This window comes from Pseudotabrizicola sp. (assembly GCF_030656345.1).
Taxonomy (GTDB): domain Bacteria; phylum Pseudomonadota; class Alphaproteobacteria; order Rhodobacterales; family Rhodobacteraceae; genus Pseudotabrizicola.
On record NZ_JAUSNR010000010.1, the window covers coordinates 167,163 to 188,102 of the forward strand.

Below are 20,940 nucleotides of genomic sequence, written 5' to 3' on the forward strand. Positions count from 1 at the left end.
CCATGTTTCAGGCTGATCTGTCCTTTCTGTTTCAGCAGCCCTCGCTCTGGCGCAGCCTTGTCCAGACCCTGATCACCGCGACCCCGCTGACCATCGCCCTGTCGGCTTACGCCACCTGGCGCATCGGCGACCGCCGGGGGCTGGTGCTGATGGCGGGTGTCGCGCTCTATCTGGTCTGGATGCTCTGGCCCCTGCCGCTTGCGCCGGACCTGGTGCTGCCGGGGCGGGTGGTGTCGGTGATCGGCTGGTTCTGGCTGGTCACGTCCTGGGGGCGGCAGGCGAAATGGCACGAACCGCTGCTGCTGGTGGCCAACGGCATCGTGGTGTCAGTCCTGATCACCCTGACCCTGACCAGCGCCGTGGCGCTTGTGCGTAATCTTTTGGGCTATCACGCGCCGCTTTGACCCGCGCGCCCGGCGATGAACCGAAAGGCTTGAAGAGCGCCCCGCTTCCACGATAAGCAAAGCCATGAGCAAATCCTCCCCCAGCTTCACCTGCACTGCCTGTGGTGCTGCCCACAAGAAATGGCAGGGCCGCTGCGACGCCTGCGGCGCGTGGAACACCATTGTGGAAGAGGCCCCGCTGTCTGCCGGGCCGAAATCGCTGGGGGCCAAGGGCCGCACCATCCCGCTCACCGACCTTGCCACCGAAGAAGACCCGCCGCCCCGCGCCTCATCCGGCATTGATGAGCTGGACCGTGTGCTCGGCGGCGGGCTTGTGCCCGCCTCGGCGATTTTGGTCGGCGGCGATCCGGGCATCGGCAAATCCACCCTGCTGTTGCAAGCTGCTGCAAGTTTCGCCCGCACCGGATTGAAAATCCTGTATATTTCCGGCGAAGAGGCCGCCGCGCAAGTGCGGATGCGCGCCCAGCGTCTGGGGTTGCAGGATGCGCCCGTGGGCCTTGGGGCCGAAACCAACCTGCGCGACATCCTGACCACGCTGGACGCCGAACGCCCCGCCTTGGCAATCATCGATTCGATCCAGACGATGTGGCTCGATACGGTCGAGGCCGCCCCCGGTTCCGTCTCTCAGGTCCGCGCGGCGGCGCATGAACTGGTGACCTTTGCAAAGAAGCGTGGCGTCGCGGTGGTGCTCGTCGGCCATGTCACCAAAGAGGGCCAGATCGCCGGCCCGCGCGTGGTCGAACACATGGTCGATACCGTGCTCTATTTTGAGGGCGAGCGGGGCCATCAGTTCCGCATCCTGCGCGCGGTCAAGAACCGCTTCGGCCCGGCGGATGAGATCGGCGTGTTCGAGATGACCGGTAACGGGCTGGCACAGGTGACCAACCCCTCTGCCCTGTTCCTGTCCGACCGTGACCGCCCTGCCCCCGGATCAGCGGTGTTCGCGGGCATCGAAGGGACCCGCCCGGTACTGACCGAAATTCAGGCGCTGGTCGCCCCCTCCACCCTCGGCACGCCGCGGCGCACGGTGGTGGGCCTCGATTCGGGACGCCTGTCGACGATTCTCGCGGTGCTGGAGGCGCGCTGCGGCATCCCCTTTACCGGGCTTGATGTCTTCCTCAATGTGGCGGGTGGCTTGCGGGTCAACGAACCCGCCGCCGATCTGGCGGTGGCGGCTGCGCTGCTTTCCGCGCGTGAGGATGTGGCAATTCCGCCAGACATGGTGCTTTTCGGGGAAATCTCGCTGTCGGGCGCGCTGCGTCCAGTGGGGCAGACCGAAAACAGGTTGAAAGAAGCGTCGAAACTTGGTTTTCAGCAAGCCACCCTGCCCACGGGGTCGAAAACCGCGGGCGGAACAGATATGCGTCTGCGCGAGATGCCCGATCTGACCGCCTTTGTCGGCGAGATGTTCGGCGCAGGTTGACGCGGCACAAAGGAGCGGATGATGGAAGGCTTTACTCTGGTAGATGGCATCGTGGCGGGCGTCATCGTCCTGTCGGCGATCCTTGCCTATTCGCGCGGCCTTGTGCGTGAGGCGATGGCCATCGCAGGCTGGATCGGCGCGGCGGTGCTGGCCTTCATCTTCGCCCCCGCCGCCCAGCCGCTGATCCGCGAACTGCCGGTGGTCGGCGACTTCCTTGGCGACAGCTGCGAATTGTCGATCATCGGGGCCTTCGCCGCCGTCTTCGCCATCGGTCTTGTGATCGCCGCGCTGTTCACGCCGTTGTTTTCCAGCTTCGTCCAGCGCTCCGCCATCGGCGGCATCGATCAGGCATTGGGCTTTCTGTTCGGCGTCGCGCGTGGCGTTGTACTGGTGGCGGTGGCCTTCATCGTCTACGACCGCGCCGTTGCGGCCAACACCATTCCCATGGTCGACGCCTCGCGCTCTGCCAAGGTGTTCGCAAGCTTTCAGGCCAATATCGACAGCTCCATCCCCGCCGACGCCCCGGGCTGGATCGTGTCGCGCTACAATGACCTGACCGCCGCCTGCGCCGTGCCGGTCACCGAACCTGCCGCCGCCCCCGCCGGAAACTGACCCCGGCGGCAGCGCAGGTGCCGCATCGCAGCAAATTGACCGGCCGCATGTGCCTTTCGGCACGTGACACTGCTGTCACCATGCCGTAAAGGGTGGCCCATCACACATAGATGGAGCAGCCCACATGCGCCCCTTCCTGTCCCACCCCTTCGATGATGACAAGTTGAAGGAGGAATGCGGGATCTTCGGCGTCATCGGCGTCTCGGATGCGGCAAATTTCACGGCATTGGGCCTGCACGCCCTGCAGCACCGCGGGCAAGAGGCTGGCGGCATCGTCGCCTACCACCCCGACCACGGTTTCAACTCTGCCCGCCGCTTCGGCTATGTCCGCGACAACTTTACCAAAGCCGATGTGATGGACACCCTGCCCGGCCAGCTTGCCATCGGCCATGTCCGCTATTCCACCGCCGGGTCCAAAGGGGCCACCGCCATCCGCGACGTGCAGCCGTTCTTTGGCGAGTTTTCCATGGGCGGCTGTGCCATCGCGCATAACGGCAACCTCACCAATGCGGCTGCGCTCCGCAAGGAACTGATCGAACGCGGCTCGATCTTCCAGTCCTCCTCCGACTCTGAATGCATCATTCACCTGATGGCGCGCTCGATCCAGAAGAACCTGTCTGAACGCATCAAGGATGCGCTGCGCGCCTGCGAAGGCGCGTTCTCGGTCGTCGCGATGACCCGCACCAAACTGATCGGCGTGCGCGACAGCCTTGGCGTGCGCCCGCTGGTCCTGGGCCGCATCGGCGATTCGGGCTGGGCGCTCAGCTCGGAAACCTGCGCGCTCGACATCATCGGTGCAGACTTCGTGCGCGAGATCGACCCCGGCGAAATGGTGGTGATCGAGGGCAACAAGGTGATCTCCAGCCGCCCGTTCCACCCCGCGCAAAGCCGGTTCTGCATCTTCGAAAAGGTCTACTTCTCGCGCCCCGACAGCATCATCGGCGGCCAGTCGGTGTACGAAACCCGCCACCGCATCGGCATGGAACTGGCGATAGAGGCCCCTGTTGATGCCGATCTGGTCTGCCCGGTCCCCGATTCCGGCACCCCGGCGGCCATCGGCTACTCGCAGCAATCCGGCATCCCCTATGCCATGGGCATCATCCGCAACCAATACATGGGCCGCACCTTCATTGAACCCACGGAATCCATCCGCAACATGGGCGTGCGCCTGAAGCTCAACGTCAACCGCGCGCTGATCAAGGGCAAGCGGGTGATTCTGGTCGACGACTCGGTCGTGCGCGGCACCACCAGCCGCAAGATCAAGGACATGATCCTTGATGCCGGTGCGGCCGAGGTTCACTTCCGCATCGCCTCGCCGCCCACCGCCTGGCCGTGCTTTTACGGCGTCGACACGCCCGAACGGTCCAAACTGCTCGCCGCCACCATGACGGAAGAAGAAATGCGCGACTGGATCGGCGTCGACAGCCTGAAATTCATCTCGCTCGATGGCCTCTACCGCGCCGCAGGCGAGGCCGCAGGCCGCGACGCCCTTGCCCCCAAATTCTGCGACGCCTGCTTCTCGGGCGACTACCCCGTCACCCCGTCCGACAAAATCGCCGAAGGTTTCGAGATGAAAGAAGCGGCAGAATAACGCGCCTCTCTTCTCCCCCTCATCTGTTCCTAAATTTCCCACGGGGGGTTGCCGATTGTGCGCCATTGGTTCAAGCCCAATCGGCGACGGGGTGTGAACCCCCCGGTCCGACATCAGCCACCGGAGACGCGACATGACCCAGAAACTCGCCCTCATCACCGGCGCCTCTCGCGGCCTTGGTGCTGCCCTCGCCGAACAGCTGGCCCTGCGCGGCTGGCATGTCGTCGCCGTCGCCCGCACCGTGGGCGGGCTCGAAGACCTTGATGACCGGGTCAAAGCCGCAGGCCTGCCCGGCGCGGGGGGCCTGACGCTCGCCCCGATGGATGTGACCAATGAAGACGCGATGCGCCAGCTCTGCCGCTCCATCCATGACCGCTGGGGCGGGTTGCAGCTCTGGGCGCATACGGCGGTACATGCCACAGCCCTTGCCCCGGCACCTTCGCTCGACATGAAGGATCTCGACAAATCGCTGGCCACCAACCTGCGCGCGACGGCTTTCCTGATCACCATGCTGGACCCGCTGTTGCGCGCAAAAACCGGCACCGCGATGTTTTTCGATGATCCGGTGGCGGGGCAGAAATTCGGCGCGGCTTACGGGGCCAGCAAGGCCGGGCAGATCGCGCTGGCCCGCAACTGGCAGGCCGAATCAGCGCGCATCGGCCCGCGGGTGCTGGTGGAAACCCCGCGCCCGATGCCCACAGCCGTGCGCGCCCGCTTCTACCCCGGCGAAGACCGCGCACCCTTGATCGCGCCACGGGATGAAGCGGCACGCCTGATCGCCCTGATCTGACGCCCCCCCACCGGCAAAAGGCGCGGCTGACACTCTTGGGTAGGGCGGGGGTCTCCCCGCCGCCACCGTCAAGCCTGCGTCATTCCAATGCCGCCGCCATCGCGCCCCACAATGCCTCCACCGGCTCCACCCCGATGGACAGGCGCAAAAACCCCTCGGGCACCGCGTCGCCCCAGCGCGCCCGGCGCTCGCCCGCCGAATGGGTGCCGCCAAAGCTGGTCGACCGCACCATATAGGGGCAGCGCTCCAGAAACCGCTCGGCCACGGTGGCGTTTTCCAGCGTCATGCCGATCAGAAAGCCGAACCCCTGCATCTGCTGGCGTGACAGCGCATAAGACGGGTCATCCGCCAGCCCCGGATAGCGCAGGCTGCGCACCGCGCCATGCTCTGCCAGCCGCGCGGCGATGACGGCAGCCGAAGAACACATCCGCTCCAGCCGCACCTCCAGCGTCTCCAGCCCGCGGTGCACCAGCCAGGCCTCCATGCTGCCCGGAACCGACCCCGACAGCCGACGCCAGTCGCGCACCCGCGCCATGCGGGTGGCATCGCGCCCTGCGACATGGCCGAACAGCGCATCGGAATGACCAGCGGGTGCCTTGGTATCGGCGGCCACCACCAGATCGGCCCCCAGATCCAGCGGGCGCTGCAGCAGCGGCGTCATCGTGGTGTTGTCCACAATCACGATGGCCCCCGCCGCATGGGCGCGGGCGCAGACACCCTCTATATCCACCACATCCAGTCCGGGGTTAGACGGGGTTTCCAGATAGACCACCGCCGCCCCGGAGAAATCTGCGTCCGCATAGTCCAGCGTCTTGATCTGCACCACATCGACGCCCAGCGGGGCCAGAAACCCCTCTGACAGCACCCGCGTCACGTAATAGCCGTCGGATGGCAGGATCACCCGGTCGCCCGCGCGCAGGCTGGCAAACAGCGCCGCCGATATCGCGCCCATGCCGCTTGGAAAGGTCACAGTTTCCGCGTCTTCCAGCAGCGACAGCTGCGCCTCCACCGCCTCCCATGTGGGCGTGCCGTTGCGGGCATAGATATAGGGCGCGCCCTGCACTTCGGGCAGATGATAGCTGGTCGATGTGGTCAGCGGCAGCGACACCGGATCGCCCTTGGCCAAGCTGTCGCTGCGGTGGTGCAGCATCTGCGCCAACCGGCGCTGCATGTCGGTATCCATCTGGACAAGCCCCTTTGGTTTCGGGGGCATCATCGGTCGGCCCCTGCGCAAAGGCAAGGGCAGCCAGACCAGCGGCAAGTGTTAAAAATCCGTTAAACCAAAACGGCCAAGCCCTTGATATATAGGGGCCTGACCGCGTGTAGCACAGGGGGGAAATCCCCGGCCAAGGTCAGCCTTTCCGGCGGGAAACCCCCGCCGGAAAGGCCGGATATGGGGCCTTACTCGGCCACAGTCACCCGCTCCATCCGGTCGGGATCGCTGACCTCACCATTGCCGCCGTCGCCCTTCTTGATGGCATCGACGACCTCCATCCCCGAGATCACCCGGCCCACAACCGTATACTGGCCGTTCAGGAACTCACCGGGGGCGAACATGATGAAGAACTGGCTGTTGGCGCTGTCAGGGCTCTGGCTTCGGGCCATGCCGACGACGCCCCGCTCAAAGCTCAGCCCGGAAAACTCCGCCGGCAGATCGGGGCGCGAAGACCCGCCCATCCCCGCCATCGTGGTATCCCCGTCCGCCTTGCCGTAAGCCACGTCGCCGGTCTGGGCCATGAAGCCATCGATGACGCGGTGGAACACCACACCATCATAGGCGCCTTCAGCCGCCAGTGCCGTGATCTGCTCCACATGTTTGGGGGCCACATCCGGCAGCATATCGATCACGATCTGCCCGGACGTGCTGCCCGCAACCTCGATCACCAGATTTGGCCCCGGCCCGTCTTCGGCCTGCGCCATCACCGGGGTGGCGAACTGGCTGATGCCATAGCCACCCACAACCGCCAGACCAAGGGCGAAAATCCCGCCCGCTATGAAACGATCACGCGACATCGGCGGCCACCCGTACTGTGATCATCCGGTCCGGCGCTGCTGGTGGTTCACCCTTGGCGATCTTGTCCACATGTTCCATCCCCGAGATCACCCGGCCATAGACGGTGTACTGGTTGTTCAGAAAATGGTTGTCGGCAAAGTTGATGAAAAACTGGCTGTTGGCCGAATTCGGGTTCTGGCTGCGCGCCGCGCCCAAGGTGCCCCGGTCATGCGGCAGTTTGGAGAATTCCGCCGGCAGATCCGGCAGATCGGACCCACCCGTGCCTGCCCGGCGCAGGTTGAAGTTGTTTTCCATATTGCCGTTTTCCACGTCGCCGGTCTGCGCCATGAAACCGTTGATCACGCGGTGAAAGCACACATTGTCATAGGCCTTGGCGCGGGCGAGTTCCTTCATCCGCGCGGTATGCTTGGGGGCCACATCGGCCAGCAGTTCGATCACCACTTCGCCGTCTTTCAGCGTCAGGATGATGGTGTTTTCTGGGTCTTTGATCTCGGCCATCGGTGTTGGCTCCTTACTGTTGTCTGGCCCGGAACCTAATGTCCGGGGCCGGATATGGAAAGGGGGCCTTGTGCAGATCGGTTGACCTGCGCGGCATTCCGGCGGAAACAGGGGGCGGTATTTCGACAGGGGAGTCCGAAATGGGCTGGAAAACACTCGACGACATCGGTCTGGCTGGCAAAACCGTGCTGGTCCGCGTTGACATCAACGTGCCGATGGAGGCCGGTCGCGTGACCGACACCACCCGGATCGACAAGATCCGGCCCACGGTCGAGGACATCATCGCGCGCGGCGGGCGGGTGGTTCTGCTGGCACATTTCGACCGGCCCAAGGGCAAGGTGGTGCCGGACATGAGCCTTGGCCACATCGCGGGCGCGCTGGAGCAAAGCCTTGGCCGCAAGGTGGTGTTCAGTGCGCAGAGCACAGGTGCTGTGGCGGCAGAGGCGATTGCCGGGGCCGAACCCGGGGATGTGGTGCTGCTGGAAAACACCCGCTTTCACCCCGGCGAGGAAAAGAACGATCCGGCCTTTGCCGCCGAACTGGCGGCGTTGGGCGATGTCTTTGTGAATGATGCGTTTTCCGCTGCGCATCGCGCCCATGCTTCGACCGAAGCACTTGCCCGGCGGCTGCCAGCCGCCGCGGGCCGGTTGATGGAGGCGGAGCTGAAGGCGCTGGAAGCCGCCCTTGGCACGCCCAAACGCCCGGTGGTGGCGGTTGTGGGCGGGGCCAAGGTGTCCACCAAGCTGGACCTGTTGGGCAATCTGGTGACCAAGGTCGATCATCTGGTGATCGGCGGCGGCATGGCGAATACGTTTCTGGTGGCGCAGGGGATCGAGGTTGGCAAATCGCTGGCAGAACGCGACATGGCCGACACCGCGCGCGAGATTCTGGGCAAGGCCAAGGCTGCGGGCTGCACCATTCACCTGCCGGTCGATGTGGTGGTGGCGCGGGAGTTCAAGGCCAATGCCGCGCATGATGTGGTGGCGGCAGATGCCTGCCCCGCCGATGCGATGATTCTGGATGCCGGGCCGATGAGCGTGGCCACCATCGTCAAGGTGTTTGAGGCATCTGAAACCCTGATCTGGAACGGCCCGCTTGGCGCGTTCGAGCTGACGCCGTTTGACGCAGCCACCAATGCGGCAGCAAAATCGGCGGCGGCGCTGACGCGCGAGGGCAAGCTGATTTCGGTCGCCGGGGGCGGCGATACGGTCTCCGCGCTCAATCAGGCGGGGGCGGCGGCGGATTTCACCTTTATCTCCACCGCTGGCGGGGCGTTCCTTGAGTGGATGGAGGGCAAAGACCTGCCCGGCGTGGCGGCGCTGACCGCATAGACAACGCGCGACGGACGAAGGCCCGCATTTCAATGTGTTAGCGCCACCACGATTGCGGGACCGCCTGCATCGGGGTATCCAAAGCCAAATCGACAGTGTTTTTACAAGGATCACCGACATGACTTTCGCGCAGGCTGCTGACCAGATCGGCAAGGGGAACGGGTTTATCGCCGCACTGGACCAGTCCGGCGGATCAACGCCAAAGGCGCTTAAGCTGTATGGCATGGCGGAGGATGCCTATTCGGGCGAGGCGGCGATGTATGACATGATCCACGCCATGCGCTCGCGCATCATCAAATCACCCGCCTTCACCGGCGACAAGGTGGTGGGTGCGATCCTGTTTGAGCAGACCATGGACCGCGACATCGACGGCATTCCGACCGCGCAGTTCCTGTGGGACCAGCGCGGCGTGGTGCCGTTCCTGAAGATCGACAAAGGGCTGGAGGCAGAGGCCGACGGCGTGCAGCTGATGAAGCCGATGCCGGATCTGGAGACGCTTCTGGCGCGGGCCAAGGGGCTGGGGGTGTTCGGCACCAAGGAACGCTCGGTCGTGAATGCGGCCAATGCCAAGGGCATCGCCGCGATTGTGGCCCAGCAGTTTGCGGTTGGGGAACAAGTGGCCGCCGCCGGTCTGATGCCGATACTGGAGCCGGAGGTCACGATTTCCATCGCCGACAAGCCAGAGGCCGAGGCGCTGTTGCAAGAGGAAATCCTCAAGCACCTCAACGCCCTGCCCGCCGACCGCAAGGTGATGCTGAAACTGTCGCTGCCCTCGGTCGACGGGTTCTATGCGCCGCTGGTCGATCATCCGCGGGTGCTGAAAGTGGTGGCGCTGTCGGGCGGGCACAGCCGCGAGGCTGCCAACGCCATTCTGTCACGCAACCGGGGCATCATCGCCAGCTTCAGCCGCGCACTGACCGAAGGCCTGTCGGCACAGCAATCTGATGCTGAATTTGATGCGGTGCTTGGCCGCGCCATCGACAGCATTCACGCGGCCTCTGTCGCGGGCTGACCGCGCCCCCGGGGCATTAAGAAATGTGATCGGAATTCCCCGCGCGGGGGATTCCCTTTGCGAATCAGATGTGTCATCACTTGTGAAAGGCCGGAAGACACGGCCTGAAGGGGCAGACAGATGACGGCACAGGGCAAACGCCTGCCGATCGGCGGCATTCTCTATCTGATGATGGCCTTCATGCTGGGGGCCTATTTCACCTTTGCCGCCGTGCAAGGCGATTACGGCGTGTTCCGCCAGGTCCAGATCCGGGCCGAGGCCGAGGCGCTGCGGGTCGAACGCGACCGGCTGTATCAGGATCTGGCCAAAATCAGCAACCTGACCGCGCGTCTGTCGGACCGCTTTCTGGATGTTGATCTGCTGGATGAACAGGTGCGCGATGTGCTGGGCTATGTGCGTGCCGATGAAATCGTGATCCGCTAAACCCTTTTCCCTGCCCCACAGGCCCGCCCTTCCGGCGGGCTTTTTCATGCGCCTTCCGGGGCGCATTTTTTGTTTTGCCCAATAAAACCCGATAGGCTATGAATGGTTTAACACTAAACTATCCTAGCCACTGACGGGAGGGTGCCGCATATGGCCGCCAAGAAACCAGCCGAGAGGCCGAACGCCTCGAAGGAAGAGTTGCTGAAATACTACCGCGAGATGCTGCTGATCCGCAGGTTCGAGGAAAAGGCCGGGCAGCTGTACGGCATGGGCCTGATCGGCGGCTTCTGCCACCTGTATATCGGGCAGGAAGCGGTGGTCGTGGGCCTTGAGGCTGCGGCCAAAGAGGGTGACAAGCGCGTCACCAGCTACCGCGACCACGGCCATATGCTGGCCTGCGGCATGGACCCAAAGGGCGTCATGGCGGAACTGACCGGGCGCATCGGCGGCTATTCCAAGGGCAAGGGCGGCTCGATGCACATGTTCTCGAAAGAGAAGCATTTCTACGGCGGCCACGGCATCGTCGGCGCGCAGGTGCCGCTGGGGGCCGGTCTGGCCTTCGCCGACAAGTATCTGGGCAATGACAACGTGACCTTCACCTATTTCGGCGACGGCGCTGCCAATCAGGGCCAGGTCTACGAGGCCTATAACATGGCCGAACTATGGAACCTGCCAGTGATTTTCGTGATCGAAAACAACGGCTACGCCATGGGCACCTCTGTCAAACGGTCGACCAAATCGCCGTCCCTGTGGGAACGCGGTGCCGCTTATGGCATCAAGGGCGAAGCGGTGGATGGCATGGATGTGCTGGCCGTGAAGGCCGCCGGAGAAAAGGCGGTTGCCGCCTGCCGCGCGGGTCAGGGGCCCTATATCTTAGAGATGATGACCTATCGCTATCGCGGCCATTCGATGTCGGACCCGGCAAAGTACCGGACCCGCGAAGAAGTGGAGAAAATGCGCTCTGAGAAGGACGCCATCGAACATGTGCGCGACCTGCTGCTGCAAGGCGGCCTTGCCAGCGACGAAGACCTGAAAGCCATCGACAAAGAGATCAAGGCGCAGGTCAACGAATCCGCCGAATTCGCCAAAGACAGCCCAGAGCCTCCGGTTGAGGAACTCTGGACCGACATCTACGCCTGAGGGGGAACACGACATGGCAACCGAAGTATTGATGCCCGCGCTTTCCCCGACGATGGAAGAAGGCACACTGGCCAAATGGCTGGTAAAAGAAGGCGATGCGGTGAAATCCGGCCAGATTCTGGCCGAGATCGAAACCGACAAGGCCACGATGGAGTTTGAGGCCACCGATGAGGGGATCATCGGCAAGCTGCTGATCACCGAGGGCACCGCCGGGGTGAAAGTGAACACCCCGATTGCGGTGATCGTCGAAGAAGGCGAAACCGTCAGCGACACCCCCGCGCCGAAGGTGGCCGAAGCGGTTGCCCCGGCAGCAGAGGCCCCGCCTTCGGTGCCCGCACAAGCCGCCGCTCCTGCGCCCGCGCCCGTCGTGGCCGCCAAAGGCTGGCCGCACACCGACCTGCCAGAAGGGCCGACGAAGACGATGACCGTCCGCGAAGCCCTGCGCGAGGCGATGGCGGAAGAAATGCGCCGCGATCCCAATGTCTTCCTGATGGGGGAAGAGGTTGGCGAATACCAAGGTGCCTACAAGATCAGCCAAGGGTTGCTCGATGAATTCGGGGCCAAGCGCGTGGTCGATACCCCGATCACCGAGCACGGCTTTGCCGGCATCGCGGTCGGGGCCAGCTGGGGTGGCCTGCGCCCCATTGTCGAGTTCATGACCTTCAACTTCGCCATGCAGGCGATTGACCATATCATCAACTCGGCGGCCAAGACGCTGTACATGTCGGGCGGCCAGATGGGCAGCCCGATGGTGTTCCGTGGCCCGAACGGCGCCGCCGCCCGCGTGGGCGCGCAGCATTCCCAGGATTATTCGGCATGGTACGCGGCCATTCCGGGCCTGCGCGTCTGCATCCCCTATTCTGCGGCTGATGCCAAAGGCCTGCTGAAATCGGCGATCCGCGACCCGAACCCGGTGATCTTCCTTGAGAATGAAATCCTGTACGGCCGCAGCTTTGACGTGCCAACCGATCCGGATTTCACCATTCCCTTCGGTAAGGCGTCGATCATCCGCGAAGGTAGCGATGTAACCATCGTCAGCTTTGGGATCGGTGTGGCACATTCCTTGCTGGCAGCGGATGAACTGGCGAAAGACGGCATCAACGCCGAAGTAATCAACCTGCGCACCCTGCGCCCGATTGATTACGATACGGTGCTGGCATCGGTGCAAAAGACCAACCGCTGCATCACGGTGGAAGAAGGTTTCCCCGTGGGGTCGATCGGCGACCATATGGCCAGCACGATCATGCAGCGTGCGTTCGACTATCTGGACGCGCCCGTCATCACCTGCACCGGCAAGGATGTGCCGATGCCCTATGCGGCGAACCTTGAAAAATTCGCGTTGATCACCCCGGCGGAAATCGCTGCCGCGGTGAAATCTGTCTGCTACCGCTAAGGAGAGCGCATCATGGCAACCGAAATCCTGATGCCCGCGCTGTCTCCCACGATGGAAGAGGGCACGCTGGCCAAATGGCTGGTCAAAGAGGGCGATGTGGTGAAATCCGGCCAGATTCTGGCCGAGATCGAAACCGACAAGGCGACGATGGAGTTTGAAGCGACCGATGAAGGCACCATCGGCAAGCTGCTGGTGGCCGAAGGCACATCGGGGGTGAAGGTGAACGCCGCCATCGCCGTGCTGCTGGAAGAGGGGGAGGATGCCTCTACCACTGTAGCTGCACCCGCAGCCGCGAAACCGGCGGAAGCTGCCCCGGCAGCGGCTCCCGCCGCTGCGGCACCCGCTGCCCCTGCCGCCGCTCCGGCGGCGTCGGGCGCGCGGGTCTTCGCTTCACCGCTCGCGCGGCGGATCGCCAGGGAAAAAGGTCTGGACCTGACCGCGGTTCAGGGCTCCGGCCCGCATGGCCGCATCGTGCGCGCCGATGTCGAAGGCGCGCAAGCGGCACCGAAGGCCACCGCTGCGGCCCCTGCCCCGGCAGCAGCTGCAGCCCCTGCGGCGGCGGCCCCAGCCAAGGGCGCAATGCCCACCGGCCCGTCCACGGAAACCGTGCTGAAAATGTACGCCGACCGTGACTTCACCGAGGTGGCACTGGACGGCATGCGCCGCACCATCGCCGCCCGGCTGACCGAGGCCAAGCAGACCATCCCGCATTTCTACCTGCGCCGCGACGTGCAGCTGGATGCGCTGATGGAGTTCCGGGGCAACCTGAACAAATCGCTCGAATCGCGTGGCGTGAAACTGTCGGTCAATGACTTCATCATCAAGGCCTGTGCCCAGGCGCTGCAAGCCGTGCCGGATTGCAACGCGGTCTGGGCTGGCGACCGGATCCTGAAGCTGAAGCCATCGGATGTGGCGGTTGCTGTCGCGATTGAAGGCGGCTTGTTCACCCCCGTTCTGCGCGATGCCGACAAGAAGTCGCTTTCGGCACTGTCGGCCGAGATGAAGGATCTGGCTGGACGGGCGAAAACCAAAAAGCTGGCCCCGCACGAATATCAGGGCGGCAGCTTTGCGATCTCGAACCTCGGGATGATGGGGATCGACAATTTCGACGCCGTCATCAACCCGCCGCATGGCTCGATCCTTGCGGTAGGCGCAGGCGTGAAAAAGCCGGTGGTCAAGGCGGATGGCACGATTGGTGTGGCCACCGTGATGTCGATGACCCTGTCGGTTGATCACCGGGTGATCGACGGTGCCCTTGGGGCCGCGTTCCTGAAAGCGGTGATCGAGGCGCTGGAAAACCCGATGACGATGCTGGCCTGATCCATGTCCCCCGCCCGGCGCTACGCCGGGTTGGGGAGGTCGGGACATTGAGTATTTAGATCAAGATGAAGCCCGGAGTGCGCGCGCGCCCCGGGCTTCATCTTGATCTAAATACTCAATAGCAACAGCGTCATCCGCGCACGGGCGGCAGAGCATAGGCAGGTCCGGCTTTAGCCGCTGATCACTTGATCCATGGTGATCGACGGGTTCGAGCACCCCGCCTCGCCCACCACACGCGCGGGTACACCGGCCACAGTTTTGCACGGCGGCACATCCTGCAACACCACCGACCCGGCGGCGATGCGCGAGCAATGGCCGATGCTGATATTGCCCAGCACCTTGGCCCCGGCCCCGATCAGCACTCCATCGCCGATCTTGGGGTGACGGTCGCCGTCTTCCTTGCCCGTGCCGCCCAGGGTGACCGAATGCAGCATCGAGACATTGTCGCCCACCACAGCCGTTTCACCGATCACGATGGAATGGGCATGGTCGATCATGATGCCACGCCCGACCTTGGCCGCCGGGTGGATATCGACGCCAAACACCTCGCTCACCCGCATCTGCACAAAATAGGCCAGATCGCGCCGCCCATGGGTCCAGAGCCAGTGGCCGACCCGGTAGGCCTGCACCGCCTGATAGCCCTTGAAGAACAGGATCGGCTGCAGATAGCGGTGGCAGGCCGGGTCGCGGTCGAACACCGCCATCAGGTCGGCACGCGCCGCCGCCCCCAGATCGGGGTCTTCGCGGTAGGCCTGATCGGCGATTTCGCGCAAGATCTGCTCGCCCATTTCCGGCGAGGCCAGCTTGAACGAAAAGCGGTAGGCGAGCGCCTGTTCCATTGTCGGATGATGCAAAAGCGACGAATGGATCAGCCCGCCAAGCAGCGGATCATCCTTGATCGCCGTCTCTGCCTCGTCACAGACCCGGTTCCAGACCGGATCGAGGGGCGACAGTTTCAGTTTGCGCTCGGCCATGGCACGATCCTTTCGCAGTGTCGGTCTGAAATGTAGCAGGTTGCGCGCCGGTTCAACAGCCCGTCTGTAAAAACCTGAGGATGAGGCTTTACATTCCAAAGTATTTTTGTAAGGTATTCCTACAGCCAGTCCGGACGGGCCAGCCAAGACCATGATCGCAAAGATTGATCCCTGTCCGAAGGAACCCACATCATGACAGCTCACCCCGCCCGTACCGTGCCGGTTGTGCCGGATTTCTCTGAACTTCTGCGCCAGTCGCTGGCCGGTTTTGCGCCCAATGATCTGCTGGGTGCGATGCTTGATCGTCTGGAGGGCCGCGCATGAACGCCCTGACCGATATGAGCCAGCTTGCCGCCGCGATTCCGCTGCACGACGCCACCGCGCTGACCGAAGGCGGGCGCGAGGCGCGCATCCTGCTGAATGGCATGGTCTATTCGCTGCGCATCACCCGGCAGGGCAAACTGATCCTGACAAAATGAAGGGGGCCGTCTGGCCCCCCTATCCGTTCAGATAGCGGCGCAGGGCTGCAATGTCATCGCGCATCACGCCGTGCCCTGCCCCCGGATAGACCCGCATGTCCACCGCTGCCCCCATGCCGCGCAGGGCAGCGGCGCTGTCCTCAACCCGCGTCAATGGGATATGCGGATCGCGCTGATGGACAGACATCCAGACCCGCCCGCCGCGTTGCCCGCGATAGTCCAGCCGTTTTCCCGCATGGCCATACAGCGCCGGATCAGGCGCGCCCTGATCCGCCAGCCCGACCAGCCCGCCGGAAAACGCGAACACGCCTGCCAGCCCCTGCCCTTCGCGGGCAAAGGCCTCCAGCGCCAGACAGGCCCCCTGGCTGAAGCCACAAAGCCAGATCGACCCGCGCGCAAGGCCCGCCTGTTCCAGCCGGGCCACAGCTGCCGCCACCTCGGCCAGTCCGCGCTGCACAAAGGGCTCCATCTGTGCGGCGGGGGCCAGAAAACTGCTGGGCCACCAACTGTTTCCCGGCGCTTGCGGTGCGACTGCTGCCACATCGGGCAAAGCCGCGTGGTCCAGCAGCGACAGGATGTCACCCGCCGACCCGCCGCGCCCGTGCAGCATCACCAGCCCCTGCGCAGCACCTGTGGGCAGATGCGCGATCACGACCGCACCCGCAGCGGCGGCAGCACCCGCTCGATCCGCGCGCGCATCGGTTCATATTGCGGCGGCAGCTTCAGCGCCTGACCCAGACGGTCGGCGGCTTCATCAATCGCAAAGCCCGGCGGGTCAGTGGCAATCTCGAACAGCACCCCGCCCGGTTCGCGGAAATAGATCGCGTTGAAATACTGCCGGTCGGTCACAGGGGTCGTCCGGTGGCCGGCACTTGCCAGCCGCTCCATCCACTCCAGTTGATCCGCATCATCGCGGGCGCGAAAAGCCACGTGATGGATGGTGCCCGCCCCCTGCCTGCCGGCCTGCGCGCCCTCGACCCGGATCACATCCACGATCCGCCCGCGCCCGGCCCCCGGCACGACCAGCCGGTGGCGCTCGGTGGCGCCGTCCTGCTCGCTGCCCGTGAGCTGGTAGCCGAACACATCGCTCAGCAGACGCAGCGTGCGCTCCGGATCACGTACCCACAGGGTGACGGAATGAAAGCCATGCGTATCGGTGGCCTCGGTGCTTTCGATCAGCTCCACCGGCGCGCCGTCTGGGTCGCGCAGCGTGACGACCCGCTCGCCAAAGCGCAGGCCCGCACCTGCGGTGGTATGGCCTGCCACCGCAAGATCGTCGGTGATCCGGTCGAAGTCTGCCGTCGGAATGGCATAGGCATAGGCCGAAGCCATGCCCGGCCCCGCCCGCCCCGGACCGGAATCGGCAAAGGGAAAGAAGGTCAGGATCGTGCCGGGGCTGCCAGCCGCATCGCCGTAATACAGATGGTAGGTGCCGGGATCATCGAAGTTCACGGTTTTCTTGACCAGCCTCTGGCCCAGCGTTTCGGTGAAGAAATCGACATTGGGTTGCGGTGCGCCAGAAATGGCGGTGACATGGTGAAGTCCTGGAATGGTGGTCATTTTGCCCTCCTGTCGCCCCGGAGCGGGGCTTTGGAGCTAAGTTAGCTGCAAACCACCCGCAGATAAGGCCGATTTCAACACGGATTCTGTGCGCTGTCGCACAAAAAAGGGAGGTCAGGCGACCTGACCCGCAATCCACTCGCGAAAGGCAATCAGCGGCGGGCGCTGTGGCACATCGCGCGGCCAGACCAGATAATAGCTGCCCAGACCGTGCCCCTGCGCGGGCCATGCCGGCACCAGTCTGCCATCGTGCAACGCGTCCCCGATCAGGAACAGCGGCAACAGCGCAACCCCCATGCCATGGATTGCCGCCTGCGTCATGGTGGCGAACTGGTCAAACACCATCCCCACCGGGCGCTGCCCCGGCACGCCTTGCTGCGCCAGATAGCGGCCCCAGGCCCCGGGACGGCTTTCCAGTTGCAGCAGCGGCAGGGCCAGCAACGCCTCAACCTCCGCGACAGGTTCCGCCAAGACCCCGGGCGCGCAGACCGGCAGCACGACCTCTTCCAGCAGCAGCAGATGCTCGGCCCCCGGCCAGTCGGCCCGCCCGAAGTGGATGGCGGCGTCAAAGCCTTCCGTCGCAAAATCAAAGGTCCGCAACCGGGTCGACAGGTTGACCGTCACCCCGGGATGCCGCCGCGCAAAATCCGGCAGGCGCGGGGCCAGCCATTGCACCCCGAATGCGGGCAGGATCGCCAGCGACAACCCGCCGCCGCCCGGATTGGCGCGCAGCCGCAACGATGCCTGTGACAGCGCCGTCAGATGCACCCGCACATGGCGCACGTAGTCCTGCGCCGCCGGTGTTAGCCGCAGCCGCTGCCGTTCGCGGATGAACAGTGCTACGCCCAACTGCCCCTCCAGCCCCTGCAACGCCCGGCTGACCGCGCCTTGGGTCAGCGACAGCTCTGCCGCCGCCGCGGATGCGGTGCCAAGCCGGTCCACCGCCTCCAGCGCCATCAGGGCAGGCATCGATGGCAACAAGCGGCGCGGGCCAATCATGCATTTTCCTCATGAACCAGTGACTTGGTTTCGATAGCATCCCCCGGCCTTCCGGGCAATAACCGGCAGGCCGCGCGGTCACTGCAGGCCACTACAGGGTCCGCGTGTCCAGCGACCTTGTCATGCGCCAAAGCGATACCTTTCGTCCCGCCGCAACCCATGCCACACTGATCCGAACCGGAGGATGCCATGAGCCTTGATACCCCGAAGCTGAAAGCCAAAGATGCCCCCGATCTGGGCCGTTTCGATTGGGAAGATCCTTTCCGCCTCAACGACCAGCTGACCGAGGAAGAGCGCATGTTGCGCGATGCCGCCCGGGCTTACGCACAGGAAAAGCTGCAGCCACGCGTCATCCAAGCCTACCGCGAGGAATCGACCGACCCTGAGATCTTCCGCGAGATGGGCGAAATGGGCCTGCTGGGCGTGACCGTGCCGGAAGAATACGGCGGGCTGGGCGCGTCTTACGTCGCCTATGGTCTGGTCGCGCGCGAGGTGGAGCGGGTGGATTCCGGCTATCGCAGCATGATGAGCGTGCAATCGTCGCTGGTGATGTATCCGATCTACGCCTATGGCACCGAAGCCCAGCGGCAGAAATACCTGCCAAAACTGGCTTCCGGCGCATGGATCGGCTGCTTTGGCCTGACCGAACCCGATGCCGGGTCTGACCCTGCGGGCATGAAGACCGTGGCGAAGAAAACCGCCAATGGCTACGTGCTCAACGGGGCCAAGATGTGGATCTCGAACGCGCCGATCGCCGATGTGTTTGTGGTCTGGGCCAAGTCTGAGGCGCATGGCGGCAAGATCAAGGGCTTTGTGCTGGACAAGGGCACGAAGGGGCTGTCGGCGCCGAAGATCGGCGGCAAGCTGTCCCTGCGGGCCAGCATCACCGGTGAGATCGTGTTGAAGGATGTTGAGGTCGGCGAAGACGCCCTGCTGCCGCATGTCGAAGGGCTGAAAGGCCCGTTCGGCTGTCTCAACCGGGCGCGCTATGGCATTGCCTGGGGGGTGATGGGGTCGGCCGAGTTCTGTATGCACGCCGCCCGTAACTATGGGCTGGACCGCAAGCAGTTCGGCAAGCCGCTGGCGCAGACCCAGCTGTTCCAGCTGAAGCTGGCCAATATGATGACCGAGATCAGCCTTGGCCTGCAGGGCTGTCTGCAGGTGGGTCGGCTGATGGATCAGGCCAACGCCGCGCCCGAGATGATTTCGATCATCAAGCGCAACAATTGCGGCAAGGCGCTCGATGCCGCCCGCTGGGCACGTGACATGCATGGCGGCAATGGCATTCAGGAAGATTATCAGATCATGCGCCATATGGTGAACCTAGAAACGGTAAACACCTATGAAGGCACCCATGACGTGCATGCCCTGATCCTGGGCCGCGCCATCACCGGATTGCAGGCGTTTTTCTGACCCCGGCCACACAGATCGCGGCCGCCGTTCTTCGGCGTCTGCGACCGCAAAATCAATAGAAGTTTCGACGTTAGCCGAAGCTTAAGAGACCCCGGCGCATCCTGTACCGACAAAAGATGTGCACGCCCGGCCATGCAGGGTGGCTCGGTGCGGAGGGGACGGATGACGCGGACAAACCTGTCAGGCTGGCTTGCGCAGAACCGCAAACGGGGTGTTGGACGGCCTGATGTGACCGTTGGCCTGCGCTCTGCGCCCCGCCCCCGCGTCGGGTCTGGCAAGGCCGGGAATATGAGTATTTTTGTCAAGATGAAGGCAAAGGGCTTTCGCCGCTGTCCGGGTTTTCTTTGCGCAACAGGCAACCGTTCCCGAAGCGCCATCCATGCCACCTGACCGGCTGAAAACCGCAGAGGCCGCGGCCCTCGACGGCCCGGGCCGCATCATTGTCATCGGCGCATCCACCGGCGGCGTCGAAGCGCTGTATACCTTGCTTGCAAGTTTCCCCGCGGATTGCCCCCCCACGCTTGTGGTGCAGCATATGCGCCCCGGCTATGTCGAAGGATTTGTCGCCGGGCTGAACCGGGTCTGCGCTGCCGAGGTGGTTCAGGCGCAGGACCGGCAGCTGCTGCGTCCGGGGCAGGTTCACGTCGCGCCGGCGGGCAGCCTGCATCTGTGTCTTGTCGCCAACCCTGTCCTGTCGATCCGGCTGACAGAGGCCCCGCCGGTACATGGCCACCGCCCGGCGGTCGACCCGCTGTTTTTGTCCGCCGCCCGGCTGCGCCCCGCCCCGGTCGCCGCCTTGCTGACCGGAATGGGACGCGACGGCGCAGAAGGTCTGCTGCAGATCCGTCTGGCCGGGGGGCATACCATTGCGCAGGATCAGGCAAGCTCTGTCGTTTACGGAATGCCGGGTGCCGCGCGCGACCTTGGGGCGGCCGATCAGATTCTGCCGCTTTCGTCCATCGCCGCCGCCTTGCTGCGGCTGGCCGGCCCACAGATTTCAGACAGGCGGATCAGCTGATGCAAAGCGGCGAACGGCTTCGAATTGTGATTCAGGGCGAGTATATCATCTCGTCCGATCCGCAGGATGTACTGTCCACCATTCTGGGGTCCTGTGTCGCCGCGTTTCTGCGCGATCCGGTGGCGGGTGTGGGCGGGTTGAACCATTTTCTATTGCCCGGAAATGACCCGAATGACCGCAATGCGATGAAATACGGGCTGAATGCCATGGAATTGCTGATCAACAGCCTGATCAGCAGCGGCGCACGGCGGGACCGGCTTGAAGGCAAGCTGTTCGGCGGCGGGCGTATGGTCCCCGGCCTGACCGATATCGGCGCTGCCAACGGGCGCTTTGCCGAAGAATTCCTGCGGCGTGAAGGCATCCGCTACCTCGGCGGCAGTCTGGGTGGCGATCACGGGCGCAAGATCCGGGTCTGGCCGGTTTCGGGTCAGGTTCAGCAGATGAAGATGCCGACCACTGCGGTGAAGGAAGTGGTGGTCGCACCGCCGCCACGCACCGAAATCGTGCTGTTCTGAAAACCGGCATCCATAGGTGGATGCCGGCTGT

Annotated in this window: 23 protein-coding genes; 16 read left to right on the forward strand and 7 right to left on the reverse strand. The window is 64.1% G+C overall.

Annotation, left to right across the window (positions count from 1 at the left end; translation table 11 throughout):
* The first annotated feature begins 2 nt into the window (after positions 1-2).
* From Q7J44_RS04500 to Q7J44_RS04520, 5 genes are all read left to right on the forward strand, one after another.
* The gene (locus Q7J44_RS04500) at positions 3-404 is read left to right on the forward strand and encodes a hypothetical protein (protein WP_304877401.1); all 402 of its coding nucleotides are present in this window, start codon (positions 3-5) and stop codon (positions 402-404) included.
* A gap of 64 nt (positions 405-468) precedes the next feature.
* On the forward strand, positions 469-1,827 hold the full coding sequence (gene radA / locus Q7J44_RS04505) for a DNA repair protein RadA (protein WP_304877404.1): 1,359 nt from the start codon (positions 469-471) through the stop codon (positions 1,825-1,827).
* Between the two features lie 21 nt (positions 1,828-1,848).
* A complete protein-coding gene (locus Q7J44_RS04510; protein ID WP_304877406.1) occupies positions 1,849-2,439 on the forward strand; it encodes a CvpA family protein in 591 nt (196 codons plus the stop codon).
* A gap of 124 nt (positions 2,440-2,563) precedes the next feature.
* Complete coding sequence (gene purF, locus Q7J44_RS04515; protein ID WP_304877408.1) at positions 2,564-4,030, forward strand: amidophosphoribosyltransferase; 1,467 nt, start codon at positions 2,564-2,566, stop codon at positions 4,028-4,030.
* Between the two features lie 133 nt (positions 4,031-4,163).
* Positions 4,164-4,820: an SDR family oxidoreductase gene (locus Q7J44_RS04520; protein ID WP_304877410.1), complete on the forward strand. Its 657-nt coding sequence runs from the start codon at positions 4,164-4,166 to the stop codon at positions 4,818-4,820.
* Between the two features lie 79 nt (positions 4,821-4,899).
* Here the strand turns inward: Q7J44_RS04520 and Q7J44_RS04525 are convergent, their stop codons facing one another.
* The 3 genes from Q7J44_RS04525 to Q7J44_RS04535 all read right to left on the reverse strand — a co-directional run bounded on the left by Q7J44_RS04525 (position 4,900) and on the right by Q7J44_RS04535 (position 7,332).
* Positions 4,900-6,036 (reverse strand): cystathionine gamma-lyase, encoded by a 1,137-nt coding sequence (locus Q7J44_RS04525; protein WP_370692951.1) that lies wholly within the window; start codon positions 6,034-6,036, stop codon positions 4,900-4,902.
* 185 nt (positions 6,037-6,221) lie between these two features.
* Positions 6,222-6,833 carry a peptidylprolyl isomerase gene (locus Q7J44_RS04530; RefSeq protein ID WP_304877412.1) on the reverse strand — a complete coding sequence of 204 codons (612 nt, stop codon included), beginning with the start codon at positions 6,831-6,833 and terminating at the stop codon, positions 6,222-6,224.
* Positions 6,823-7,332: a peptidylprolyl isomerase gene (locus tag Q7J44_RS04535; RefSeq protein ID WP_304877415.1), complete on the reverse strand. Its 510-nt coding sequence runs from the start codon at positions 7,330-7,332 to the stop codon at positions 6,823-6,825. Before Q7J44_RS04535 ends, Q7J44_RS04530 begins: the two co-directional genes overlap by 11 nt.
* 140 nt (positions 7,333-7,472) lie before the next feature.
* Here Q7J44_RS04535 and pgk point away from each other — a divergent pair, with 140 nt between their 5' ends.
* The 6 genes from pgk (at position 7,473) to Q7J44_RS04565 (ending at position 13,951) form a co-directional block, all read left to right on the forward strand.
* A complete protein-coding gene (gene pgk, locus Q7J44_RS04540) occupies positions 7,473-8,663 on the forward strand; it encodes a phosphoglycerate kinase (protein ID WP_304877417.1) in 1,191 nt (396 codons plus the stop codon).
* 118 nt (positions 8,664-8,781) lie between these two features.
* On the forward strand, positions 8,782-9,675 hold the full coding sequence (locus Q7J44_RS04545; RefSeq protein ID WP_304877419.1) for a fructose bisphosphate aldolase: 894 nt from the start codon (positions 8,782-8,784) through the stop codon (positions 9,673-9,675).
* A 120-nt stretch (positions 9,676-9,795) separates the two neighbouring features.
* Positions 9,796-10,098 carry a septum formation initiator family protein gene (locus Q7J44_RS04550; RefSeq protein WP_304877422.1) on the forward strand — a complete coding sequence of 101 codons (303 nt, stop codon included), beginning with the start codon at positions 9,796-9,798 and terminating at the stop codon, positions 10,096-10,098.
* 150 nt (positions 10,099-10,248) lie between these two features.
* Positions 10,249-11,238, forward strand: coding sequence for a pyruvate dehydrogenase (acetyl-transferring) E1 component subunit alpha (gene pdhA, locus Q7J44_RS04555; RefSeq protein WP_304877425.1), 990 nt, complete (start codon positions 10,249-10,251; stop codon positions 11,236-11,238).
* A gap of 13 nt (positions 11,239-11,251) precedes the next feature.
* A complete protein-coding gene (locus Q7J44_RS04560) occupies positions 11,252-12,631 on the forward strand; it encodes a pyruvate dehydrogenase complex E1 component subunit beta (protein ID WP_304877428.1) in 1,380 nt (459 codons plus the stop codon).
* 12 nt (positions 12,632-12,643) lie between these two features.
* Positions 12,644-13,951, forward strand: a complete 1,308-nt coding sequence (locus tag Q7J44_RS04565) for a pyruvate dehydrogenase complex dihydrolipoamide acetyltransferase (protein WP_304877430.1) — start codon at positions 12,644-12,646, stop codon at positions 13,949-13,951.
* Between the two features lie 170 nt (positions 13,952-14,121).
* On the opposite strand, the gene cysE is transcribed toward Q7J44_RS04565, so the two are convergent.
* A complete protein-coding gene (gene cysE, locus Q7J44_RS04570; RefSeq protein ID WP_304877433.1) occupies positions 14,122-14,925 on the reverse strand; it encodes a serine O-acetyltransferase in 804 nt (267 codons plus the stop codon).
* 192 nt (positions 14,926-15,117) lie between these two features.
* Here cysE and Q7J44_RS04575 point away from each other — a divergent pair, with 192 nt between their 5' ends.
* On the forward strand, positions 15,118-15,249 hold the full coding sequence (locus Q7J44_RS04575) for a hypothetical protein (protein WP_304877436.1): 132 nt from the start codon (positions 15,118-15,120) through the stop codon (positions 15,247-15,249).
* 14 nt (positions 15,250-15,263) lie between these two features.
* Complete coding sequence (hemP, locus tag Q7J44_RS04580; protein ID WP_370692963.1) at positions 15,264-15,404, forward strand: hemin uptake protein HemP; 141 nt, start codon at positions 15,264-15,266, stop codon at positions 15,402-15,404.
* 19 nt (positions 15,405-15,423) lie between these two features.
* Here hemP and Q7J44_RS04585 read toward each other — a convergent pair whose 3' ends face one another.
* From Q7J44_RS04585 to Q7J44_RS04595, 3 genes are all read right to left on the reverse strand, one after another.
* Positions 15,424-16,056 carry an alpha/beta hydrolase gene (locus Q7J44_RS04585; RefSeq protein ID WP_304877440.1) on the reverse strand — a complete coding sequence of 211 codons (633 nt, stop codon included), beginning with the start codon at positions 16,054-16,056 and terminating at the stop codon, positions 15,424-15,426.
* Entirely contained in the window at positions 16,053-16,964 is a 912-nt protein-coding gene (locus Q7J44_RS04590) for a ring-cleaving dioxygenase (RefSeq protein ID WP_304877443.1), read from the reverse strand. The genes Q7J44_RS04585 and Q7J44_RS04590 overlap by 4 nt, the downstream gene beginning before the upstream one ends.
* A 114-nt stretch (positions 16,965-17,078) precedes the next feature.
* Positions 17,079-17,963, reverse strand: a complete 885-nt coding sequence (locus Q7J44_RS04595) for a LysR family transcriptional regulator (protein WP_304877445.1) — start codon at positions 17,961-17,963, stop codon at positions 17,079-17,081.
* 189 nt (positions 17,964-18,152) lie between these two features.
* Here Q7J44_RS04595 and Q7J44_RS04600 point away from each other — a divergent pair, with 189 nt between their 5' ends.
* From Q7J44_RS04600 to Q7J44_RS04610, 3 genes are all read left to right on the forward strand, one after another.
* Positions 18,153-19,376, forward strand: a complete 1,224-nt coding sequence (locus Q7J44_RS04600) for an acyl-CoA dehydrogenase (RefSeq protein ID WP_304877448.1) — start codon at positions 18,153-18,155, stop codon at positions 19,374-19,376.
* A 379-nt stretch (positions 19,377-19,755) separates the two neighbouring features.
* Positions 19,756-20,394, forward strand: a complete 639-nt coding sequence (locus Q7J44_RS04605; protein ID WP_304877451.1) for a CheB methylesterase domain-containing protein — start codon at positions 19,756-19,758, stop codon at positions 20,392-20,394.
* Entirely contained in the window at positions 20,394-20,909 is a 516-nt protein-coding gene (locus Q7J44_RS04610; protein WP_304877454.1) for a chemotaxis protein CheD, read from the forward strand. The genes Q7J44_RS04605 and Q7J44_RS04610 overlap by 1 nt, the downstream gene beginning before the upstream one ends.
* Positions 20,910-20,940: the final 31 nt, after the last annotated feature.

Bases quoted from the DNA above. Each gene is read 5' to 3' on its own strand.
- Q7J44_RS04500 (WP_304877401.1), top strand. From the start codon at position 3: ATGTTTCAGGCTGATCTGTCCTTTCTGTTTCAGCAGCCCTCGCTCTGG.
- radA (WP_304877404.1), top strand. From the start codon at position 469: ATGAGCAAATCCTCCCCCAGCTTCACCTGCACTGCCTGTGGTGCTGCC.
- Q7J44_RS04510 (WP_304877406.1), top strand. From the start codon at position 1,849: ATGGAAGGCTTTACTCTGGTAGATGGCATCGTGGCGGGCGTCATCGTC.
- purF (WP_304877408.1), top strand. From the start codon at position 2,564: ATGCGCCCCTTCCTGTCCCACCCCTTCGATGATGACAAGTTGAAGGAG.
- Q7J44_RS04520 (WP_304877410.1), top strand. From the start codon at position 4,164: ATGACCCAGAAACTCGCCCTCATCACCGGCGCCTCTCGCGGCCTTGGT.
- Q7J44_RS04525 (WP_370692951.1), bottom strand. From the start codon at position 6,036: ATGATGCCCCCGAAACCAAAGGGGCTTGTCCAGATGGATACCGACATG.
- Q7J44_RS04530 (WP_304877412.1), bottom strand. From the start codon at position 6,833: ATGTCGCGTGATCGTTTCATAGCGGGCGGGATTTTCGCCCTTGGTCTG.
- Q7J44_RS04535 (WP_304877415.1), bottom strand. From the start codon at position 7,332: ATGGCCGAGATCAAAGACCCAGAAAACACCATCATCCTGACGCTGAAA.
- pgk (WP_304877417.1), top strand. From the start codon at position 7,473: ATGGGCTGGAAAACACTCGACGACATCGGTCTGGCTGGCAAAACCGTG.
- Q7J44_RS04545 (WP_304877419.1), top strand. From the start codon at position 8,782: ATGACTTTCGCGCAGGCTGCTGACCAGATCGGCAAGGGGAACGGGTTT.
- Q7J44_RS04550 (WP_304877422.1), top strand. From the start codon at position 9,796: ATGACGGCACAGGGCAAACGCCTGCCGATCGGCGGCATTCTCTATCTG.
- pdhA (WP_304877425.1), top strand. From the start codon at position 10,249: ATGGCCGCCAAGAAACCAGCCGAGAGGCCGAACGCCTCGAAGGAAGAG.
- Q7J44_RS04560 (WP_304877428.1), top strand. From the start codon at position 11,252: ATGGCAACCGAAGTATTGATGCCCGCGCTTTCCCCGACGATGGAAGAA.
- Q7J44_RS04565 (WP_304877430.1), top strand. From the start codon at position 12,644: ATGGCAACCGAAATCCTGATGCCCGCGCTGTCTCCCACGATGGAAGAG.
- cysE (WP_304877433.1), bottom strand. From the start codon at position 14,925: ATGGCCGAGCGCAAACTGAAACTGTCGCCCCTCGATCCGGTCTGGAAC.
- Q7J44_RS04575 (WP_304877436.1), top strand. From the start codon at position 15,118: ATGACAGCTCACCCCGCCCGTACCGTGCCGGTTGTGCCGGATTTCTCT.
- hemP (WP_370692963.1), top strand. From the start codon at position 15,264: ATGAGCCAGCTTGCCGCCGCGATTCCGCTGCACGACGCCACCGCGCTG.
- Q7J44_RS04590 (WP_304877443.1), bottom strand. From the start codon at position 16,964: ATGACCACCATTCCAGGACTTCACCATGTCACCGCCATTTCTGGCGCA.
- Q7J44_RS04595 (WP_304877445.1), bottom strand. From the start codon at position 17,963: ATGATTGGCCCGCGCCGCTTGTTGCCATCGATGCCTGCCCTGATGGCG.
- Q7J44_RS04600 (WP_304877448.1), top strand. From the start codon at position 18,153: ATGAGCCTTGATACCCCGAAGCTGAAAGCCAAAGATGCCCCCGATCTG.
- Q7J44_RS04605 (WP_304877451.1), top strand. From the start codon at position 19,756: ATGCCACCTGACCGGCTGAAAACCGCAGAGGCCGCGGCCCTCGACGGC.
- Q7J44_RS04610 (WP_304877454.1), top strand. From the start codon at position 20,394: ATGCAAAGCGGCGAACGGCTTCGAATTGTGATTCAGGGCGAGTATATC.